Source organism: uncultured Chitinophaga sp. (assembly GCF_902168175.1).
Taxonomy (GTDB): Bacteria; Bacteroidota; Bacteroidia; order Chitinophagales; family Chitinophagaceae; genus Chitinophaga.
Window position 1 is genome coordinate 1 of record NZ_CABHOU010000020.1, and the last position, 9,016, is coordinate 9,016.

The window sequence follows — 9,016 nt, forward strand, 5'->3', positions numbered from 1 at the left end:
GTTACCCAAATGCCGTGGTCCGCCGCATTGATGGGCGCTGTACCTCTCCACAAATCCGTATTATGATGCAGTACCCACCCCGGCGCATTGTAATAGGCTTTTGCCGTTTTGCTCCCCGCCACCGCCAGCTCTTCTATCATTTTAAACAAGGGCTCGTGCATGGGCGATAAGTTCAGCAACTCTGCCGGCCAATAATTCATTTCCAGGTTGATGTTAGTGGTATATTTGCTTCCCCATGGCGGATTCAGTAAATCGTTCCATATGCCCTGCAGGTTGGCAGGCCGTGTACCCGGACGGGAGGATGCAATGAGCAGGTACCGCGCGTACTGCATATACAGCGCAACAAACGGCGCATCCACCGTACTGCCAAAAGCATCAATACGTTCATCGGTAGGCAGGGCCTCGTTTACGGACTTCCCGAAATTAACGGAGAAGGTGTTAAAGTACTGACCATACTCCTGTAAATGCGCGGCCCTTACCTGTGCATATGTTTTACCAGCTATACTTTGCAATGCCTTTTTACAGGGCTCCGCCGCATCGGCCGACACATCTTTATAATCTTTGTAGTTAGTACCTGCGGTAAGGTAGATGTCTGCATCATTTGCATTGGTGATCGTTATCTTATCATCCGTCACCTGTACCGTGCCGCCGTTGGTTTTTACCTGCAGGTAACTCTCTCCTTTTAACGCGCCGTGCTTGACCTGGACCGATAAAGCCAGGGTGTTATTATCCAGCTTACGTACCGTGTATTTTTTATGCGGACTACCTAACGAAACATCCAGGCTGATACTCGCTTTTTTCGTGGCGGTGAGGTGTACTGCCAATACCTGGTTGGGCGCGCTTACCAGGTACTCACGCGTAAACCGCGTTCCGTTCACGCTGTAAGTGGTGGTTGCCAGCGCAGTGGCCAGGTCAAGTTCCCGCCTGTAGTCGGTCGCAACGCCTGTATGTTTAAACTGAAGGAACAGGTCGCCGAAAGGCTGGTAATCGTCCTGGTATTTTCCTACGGCCGGCGGTTCCTCGTTTTGTATGAAATACCGCCACTGACCGTTCAGCGAAACCATGGAACCTTTTCGATCTGCCGGATAAATGCCGATATGCTGCACGGTATCCTTATACCCTGCCAGTCCGCCTTTATCTGAAAAGTTCAGCACCTGTACCGCTATGGTATTTTTGCCTGCATGTAATGCAGCGGCGGGAACGGTATACTTTCTCGCTTCTGTATTGTTCTGCGTGCCTACGAGTTGCCCGTTCACATAAGTACGGTCGTAGTCGCGTATGCGGTTAAGGTCAAGTACCAGCTCTTTACCGGCCCATGCAGCCGGCAATTCAAAGTTCGTGCGTAACCACACAGCACCATCAACGCCTTTCAGCCCCACCGCTTCCCAACCATCGAAGGATGGCACAGTGATATGTTTCCAGCGACTGTCATCATAATTTTCCTGGGCGGGTGCGTTTAGTTGCAGCATGCTGTTGATCCACGCTGCCCGTTTGCCCTCACTGCTTTTTAAGCCCATGAACTCCTTTTCCGCCAGTGCTTCTGCTGCCTTCTGTTTACCATCGAACAGCAGTTGCCGGATAGTATCGAGATATTTGTAGGCTCCGGGCCTGTTGTAATCTCTCGGCTCCCCCGTCCACAATGTTTCCTCATTAAACTGTAAACGGTCCTGCGCTACCCCGCCAAACACCATGGCGCCAATGCGGCCGTTACCGAGCGGCAGCGCTTCCGTCCATTTGACGGCGGGCTGTTTGTACCATAGTTTCAATTCCTGCGCGAAAAGGCGGCCGCTGTAAACGGCTAGCAACATCAGGCTTAATAATATTTTCTGTTTCATATTGTGCTGTTATGGGCGCTCAAATAACCAATCTATATTTTTTGACTTCTCATCTCCTGAAAGTAAAGCGTCGTACACCGGTACCACCTGCGCGCTATCGGTGAAACCAAGCACCAGGCAAAGGCCTTTGGGCAGTTTCAGCGTATGGGTGCCGGCTTTAAACTGGTAGGTATGTACATTTACAGGCGGCATATTTTCTATCGCCACCGCGTTCGATATCCTTGCTTCGGCCTGACCGTAGTCGTCGGCGGCTGCATTGGTTTCCAGTTCGGGGGCTTTGGCATAAACGGTGTCGGTAACGAACGCTCCTCGCTGGGTTTTAAAGTAACCTACCAACACCTTAACTGGTTTAGCAGCCGTAAAAGTGAGTTCCGTTGCCTCGCGCAGTTGTTGGCGGTAATTCAATTGCACTGCCTTTAACCCGTTTAATTCCGCTGCTATTTTTTTAACAACGATGCCCGTATCGCTATATAACCGCGCACCTTCTTTAAGCACCACATCGGCGTGATGGGTTGATATATCAGCGGGTGTTAAAGCAGTTCGTACTACAGCTGCACCCGGGCTGGCTCTTTTTAATGAATCGATCTTATACTTAAAAGCGGATAACTCTGTTTCAAATACAGGCGTCATTTCTGTCCAGTGTTTATAAGTAGCGTTAACACCACGCATCGGTATTTTACGCTGCTGGGTTTGCATGCTGTTGGCATAAAGGTAACTACCCGCTGTTAATTGTGCCAGCGTTTTATACCAGGTTACGCTTTCGGTGAGTGCGGGCACGGCCTGCTCCAGGTCGTTTACCTGGTTGCTGTACTTGTATTTCAGCAACTGCAACGCTGCATTCACCTTTGCGCTAAAATGACGGGCGAGCGCCTGGTAACAACGCATATCGTTTGCGAGCCTTTCAAATTCTTCTTTATGTTGATGGATATTGCCCGCCACTTCCGCCATCAGTGCCACGGCTTTATCTCCGTGCACCACCACTTCGGCAGCTACCTGTGGCGGTGTTTCGCCGGTATGCGTTAGTCCTTTAAATTCTTTATCAGCATAATCAATGATCATTTCGCCTTCCGGGCTTTCACCGTCGTACAACAGGGTGAACAGTCCGTAGCGGAATGGATTGATCAGTTGCGTCATGAGCATGCCGAGGGTTAAGGTTTGGCGGTTGCCGTCGGTAATGCCGAAGCGGCGTAATAACTTCGGGGCTATCTCGCCGGATTGTTCATAGGCCGCGAGTATTTTGCGGCCATCGGTTATACTGCAACCGAACCTGGCGGCTAATAAACCGCTCCAGTAGTTTATTTCGTTCTGCCTGTCGCGATCGGCTTTCCAGGCGTAACGGGCCCAGGCGCGGTACCATATCCAGTCCCTTTCTATCTGCAAAAGGCGTTTCCCTTTTACGCTGTCGGCGCTGTAAGGCCAGTCCCAGTAAGAGGCCTGGGGGTACAGGTGCAACCCGTTGCCGCCCATTACTTCGTGCATACCTTTTACGGATTGTTGTATGAAGTCGGGCGAGCCGTACCTGAAAGGCTCCAGGTTGGCGAGTATGTGTACGTTTTCGATCTGTACACTTCCCAGTTTGCTGAGGGTTTGATGCAGCGCTGCCCAGGAGCCACGTGGCCTTGGGGTGGTGAGCGCTTCGCCGTTGAACTTTGCTTCTGTATACAGGTTTTTGTATAAGGGCAGGGCGGCTTCCATTACTTCGGGCGCATTCGTATCGTGCGCTCTCAGTACAACAGGCGGTTCTTCTGTTTTGCCCTGAGCCTGTAAACCATCTTTTACACCGGGTATAATTGTTTTAGTGAACCATTCAATATCATCTTTCCCCACTCCTTCCATGGCCTCGCCCAAACAAACCATCAGTCCCACGTTAGGGTATTTCTCCACAAAGGCGGCAATGGATTTACGCGTGTAATCTGCTATCAGCGGTATAATCGGTCTTTCTCTCTCCTGCGTTTTGATGCCATGCTTTTCGGCGAAGGGTTTAGATACAATGATGTTGTAAAACATCTGTATCACCCATATGCCGCGCTTATCGGCTTCGGTGGTAATGAACCGGTATATTTCCTCGTTCTTTTTGAACGTGGCCTCATCTACTTCCAGCGCATAGGGGTAATCGCGCAGCTTTACCAACGAGGCGAAAGGGTGGCCGTTCCAGATGAACAGGGCGTTCATGCGGCAGGTGGCCATAGAGTCGAGGTACTGTATCCATAGTTGTTTATCGTACAACCAGGGAAATACTTCGGGTGTGTAAGGATATTCATACACCGTTCTGCCCGGCAGGTAATACGGTTTTTGCACACCTATACACGCACCGCGCAGTACCATTTCGGGTGTACTGGTTTCCATGGTATTAGTGGGCAGCACTTTCGCCGCTCCCAGTTGCTCTACCAGCTCAAGGCAGCCATAAAGAATACCCGAATCGTCTGCCCCGGCAATAATCGTTTTACCCCCGGCCGCCAATATCACAAACCCCTCTTTGCCGGGTGCCGACTGCTGCCCAACGAGTGTTTTAATCATTTTATCTTCCCATCTGCCCAACACTATTTGTTGTTGCCCGCCCTTACTCAACACCTCGTACCCGGCAGCTTTCAGCGCGGCCGATAATTGCTGCACCCCCCAGTCTACACGTGCCGAACGATGCAGTTGCCTGATCATGACCTGTTTCTTCGCCACGGCAAATGCGGACGCCTGGCAAACTAAAACCAGCAGTATCATTATGTAATATCGCTTCCTTCCCATCATGTTATATCTGATAATGAAATGCCACCACGCTGGCTCGACAAATACGCTGCCTCCACACAGGCCATGGTATCAATACAATCTTCTACGGAATTGTCTGGTCGCGCTATCGTGCCTTCCAGCGCCAGCATTACCTGCGCCATACTGCCCATAAACGCATGAGGGAACCAGCTGCCATCTACCGGCAATACCTGCCACTGCCCGCCGGGTACGGAGTATTCAAAACGATCTGCCACGCCAAATGGGTAGTTGATCAGCGTACCGAAATTGATCTTAACAGCACCTTTATCGCCTTCGAGTTTGATGTAGGATTGCTGATGCAAAGTGCCGTAGTCGTGACAATGATTAGTAAGAATATTCGCCCGTACCATATCCCCGTAATCCATAATGATATTGCTTTTTACAGAGGCGAGCTGCTTCATGGCCGGATGGCGGACGGTCTTAGCGTACACCGACTGCGGATTACCAAGCAGGTTGCGCACCAGGTCGATGTAGTGTATACTGTGATACAATATTTCTACACGTGAGGCGGAAAACAGGAAGTCCCACAGGTTCCAGGGCGTATGTACATTTACATTGATCTCAATATCATTCAGTGTTCCTATACTGCCTGCCTCGATCATGGACTTTGCCGCCAGGATGAAGGGGGCGTAACGCAGCTGGAAGTTAACGGCTGCGAGCATTTTCTTTTGCCTGGTCAGTTCCAGTATTTTCGAAGCGGCTGTATAATCTTCGCCCATCGGTTTTTGTAACAGCACAGCAGCGCCTTCGGGCAACTGTTCCAGCACACTCACCATCGCGGAACCGGGAACCGCCACATCGTATACTACACCAGCGGGTGCCGCAGCCAGCATACCGGTCAGACTGGTAAAGGCCTGTGGTATATTAAACTGCTCCGCCACGGCGGCGGCTTTCCCGTATGATAAATCGAATATCCCCTGCACGCCGAAGCCTGCCAGCTGGTAAGCCGGCAAGTGGGCGGATGTAACGATACCGCCCGCACCAATGATAAAAACAGGATGTTTTTTTAAGGGCAATTGTGTAATCATATTTCTTTCATAACGTGGCATTACCTACGCGTGCAGGTAATTACCATATGTGAGCAACAGGATAGCCACTACCAGCACGGTTAACGCAGTCCATAACAAACGCATGGTCTTAGCGCCGCACTGTTTCCATTCTCTCATTATTAAACCGGCTACCGCACTTAACAACACCAGCATAATCATATGAATGGCCCAGCTCGAAAAGCTGAACGGCCCCATACGCACATGACCAAGGCCATAGAAAAAGAACTGCCCGTACCAGAGTAAACCGGTTAACACCGACATGGCGTAGTTAAGCGGTAAACGATTTCCCATAGCGGCTGCATATTGACCGAATGTTTTTTCTTTAGTATGCAGGTAGAGGCAATATACCAGGGTGGTGACAAACGCGCCGGTGTTGGAAAACAGGTATATCACATTCCCCTGGAAATGGCCCGCACCATGTTTCGCCGCCACATCGGCCAGCGGCTGACCCTGGTCGAGGGAGAAGCCGTACAACGCGGATAATACGCCTGCCATTAAACACAATGGCAAACCTTTAGCCAGCGAAAAAGTAGAAGGGCCGGATTGTGAGGCTTCTATATCCTTCTCTTTATTACGCCCTGCCAGTCCGCACAAAGCAATACCCACCGCGCCCATGGCCACACCCGCTACAAGGTAAGTGCCGCCTGCAGCGCTCAGCACATCGCCCAGTACACCTTTTACCAGCGGTGGCAACAATGTGCCCAGCACGCAACTAATACCTACAGATATTGCATAAGTAAGCGAAAAACCAACGTACCTGATGGCAATACCGAAAGCGGTACCGCCTATCCCATAAGCCATACCCAGGAAAAAAGAACGCTGCATGGCCGAAGCCGGGGCTTCCTGCAATACAAGCGATAACTGTGGAATGGTGAAGTACGCCACCACTACCGGTAATAACAGCCAGCAAACCGCCGCCTGCAATAACCAGTAGGTGTGCCACGACCAGCCCACTACTTTCTTCTGCGGCGTATAACAAAGCGCCGCGCCGGAAGCACCCATTGCATGATAGAATATGCCATTAAAAACTTCCATGCCGCTGATTTATGGGATTGATAATTTGTAAAAGGCCGCGGCGTTGGAATGGAATACCTGTTCCTGCTCCGCCGGCGACGCCAGTTCTGATATTATTTGTTGCGTGATCTGCCAGGTTTTAGGGTATTCATGCGCCAGCATCGATACGGGCCAGTCGCCGCCGCAAAAGCAACGCGGTGCTCCGAAATGCTCCAGCACGAACGCTACGTATGGTTTAATATCTTCCGCAGTACGGCCGGCAAAGCTGCCCGAAGCGGTTCCCAGGCCGGATATTTTCGCATAGAACTGCGGATTGGCCGCTGCCTCTTTCATCAACTCTCCCCATTCACCAAAACGTTCCTGCGGGGCGATGGGCGGCTGGTTCAGGTGATCGAACACGAAACGCAGCCGGGGCACTTTTGCGGCCACCTTTAATGCAGTGGCGATATGTATGGGCAGTACGCCTACCAGGTCATAAGGAATATCATGTTGGGCGAGCAATTGCAGGCTTTCTATCACCGCAGGCTGCAACAGCCATTCGGGGTCACTTTCATCATGAATCTGGTGGCGAACACCTTTGAAATAGGGTTCGTTCAAAAATTGTTCTTCGAGTAGCTGAGCAGTTTGCCGTGTATCCATCAACGGTAGCCAGGCCACCACGCCGTCTACCCAGCTGGTATTACGGGCTACTTCCAGCATTAGTTGGGTGTCTTCGGCATTGCCTGCGGCCTGTACCAGTACGGCACTGTCTACACCCGCTGCTTTCCGCACCGGCTCCAGTTCATCAATGCTCCAGGTACGGTTCAGGATGGACATGTCGCCCTGCAGCCAGGGGTAAGCCGCCCGGCTGAGATTCCATACGTGTAAATGAGTATCGACAACTCTCATCGTCTTAGTTTATGCTTATCGTGGGTTAATCCGATAGTCCGAACAGCCGGTCTATTCCCTCATTATCTTCGCCCAGCAGCGGCGCTCCTTTGCAGGAAGATAACAATTCTCCATCTATCCTGATAGGACAACGGGTGGTTTTTACCGACAGGCCGTTGCTCGTTTTCACCGTCAGCTCCATATTCAGCACCTGGTAAGCTTCTTCTGTCATCAACCGGTCGTAGTCCATTACGGGTGCGCACCAGATGTCGGCTTTCTCCAGGATGGCCAGCCAGTGAACGGCCGTATTACTGATAAGATGATCGGCTATAACCTGTTTAATTTCATCTCTCCTGTCGAACCATCCTGCGCGGTCAAAATACTGTTTTAATGGTTCGCAACCAAGCAGTTCGCCTAACACTAATATATTACCCATGGCCAGCGCAATGTAACTGTCGTTCGTTTTATAAATGCCATAGGGGGCCGATACGTAGGCATGACCATTGTTCACGCTACTACGTACGGGCAGTTGTTTTCCATCGTTGTAGTAACAGGTGAGTACTTCGAACTGGAAATCGAGTACACTTTCAAACATGCTTACCTGCACCAGGGCGCCTTTCCCGCTTACGCTTTTTTTGAACAACGCTGCCAGCACGCCCTGGGCAATATGTGTACCCGCCAGTATATCTGCCACCGCTACGCCCATCGGGGTAGGATTTTCGTTGTTGTTATTACTCAGCCAGGTAAGCCCCGATGCAGCCTGCAACAGCAAGTCCTGCCCGGGTAAATCGCGCCAGGGCCCCTCGTGCCCGAAGCCGTTCAGCTCTGCATACACAATACCGGGATTAATGGCTTTCACGCTTTCATAATCCAGGCCGATGCGCTCCATCACACCCGGCCGGAAGTTATGCATCACCACATCTGCTTTCGCGATCAGTTTTTTCACTTTTTCCAGGTCGCCCGCCTCTTTTAAGTCGGCCACATAACTTTGTTTGTTGCGGTTAATGGCGTGAAAGATCGTGGATTCCCGTTCTATCATTACGTCCGATACGTACAGTTGCCTGCAAATATCGCCAGTGCCTGGCTTTTCGATTTTGATCACCTGTGCGCCCATATCGGCCAGCCGCAGGGCTGCCGAAGGGCCAGAGAGGAACTGGGAAAAATCTATAACGAGTATATCTTCTAAAAGCATTAGCCTGTTTTTTACTTTACCACCTCATTCATTTCGCGGATCAGTTGCTCCGTATGTTCTCCCACCCGGGGCGCAGGCCTGTCTGAAAACAAACGTTCGCCATCAAACCGGATGGGGCAGCGGGTGGTGATAATCTGTTTACCGGATGCGTTCAGCGGTTGTTCCATTTGCAGGCTGCGGTACGATTCGTGGGAAGTCATCTTCTCCCAGTCAAAAACCTCCATGGCCCACAAACCACGCTCCTGCAGGCGCGATAACCAATACGCGGTGGGCTCACTAAACAAATGGGCCGATAATAT

Annotated in this window: 7 protein-coding genes; all 7 read right to left on the minus strand. The window is 51.1% G+C overall.

The genetic code is table 11. The features are described 5' to 3' along the window. A partial coding sequence (locus QZT80_RS02085; protein WP_295117117.1) for a glycoside hydrolase N-terminal domain-containing protein occupies positions 1-1,835 on the minus strand: 1,835 nt, incomplete at its 3' end. A gap of 9 nt (positions 1,836-1,844) precedes the next feature. Then, complete coding sequence (locus QZT80_RS02090; protein ID WP_295117119.1) at positions 1,845-4,577, minus strand: hypothetical protein; 2,733 nt, start codon at positions 4,575-4,577, stop codon at positions 1,845-1,847. Further along, positions 4,574-5,623: a Gfo/Idh/MocA family oxidoreductase gene (locus QZT80_RS02095; RefSeq protein ID WP_295117121.1), complete on the minus strand. Its 1,050-nt coding sequence runs from the start codon at positions 5,621-5,623 to the stop codon at positions 4,574-4,576. Before QZT80_RS02095 ends, QZT80_RS02090 begins: the two co-directional genes overlap by 4 nt. A gap of 24 nt (positions 5,624-5,647) precedes the next feature. Continuing rightward, the gene (locus QZT80_RS02100; RefSeq protein WP_295117123.1) at positions 5,648-6,679 is read right to left on the minus strand and encodes an L-rhamnose/proton symporter RhaT; all 1,032 of its coding nucleotides are present in this window, start codon (positions 6,677-6,679) and stop codon (positions 5,648-5,650) included. 9 nt (positions 6,680-6,688) lie between these two features. Then, on the minus strand, positions 6,689-7,546 hold the full coding sequence (locus QZT80_RS02105) for an amidohydrolase (protein ID WP_295117125.1): 858 nt from the start codon (positions 7,544-7,546) through the stop codon (positions 6,689-6,691). Positions 7,547-7,571: 25 nt separating this feature from the next. Beyond that, on the minus strand, positions 7,572-8,717 hold the full coding sequence (locus tag QZT80_RS02110) for a CaiB/BaiF CoA-transferase family protein (protein WP_295117127.1): 1,146 nt from the start codon (positions 8,715-8,717) through the stop codon (positions 7,572-7,574). Between the two features lie 11 nt (positions 8,718-8,728). Beyond that, on the minus strand, positions 8,729-9,016 hold a 288-nt coding region (locus QZT80_RS02115; RefSeq protein WP_295117128.1), incomplete at its 5' end, for a CoA transferase.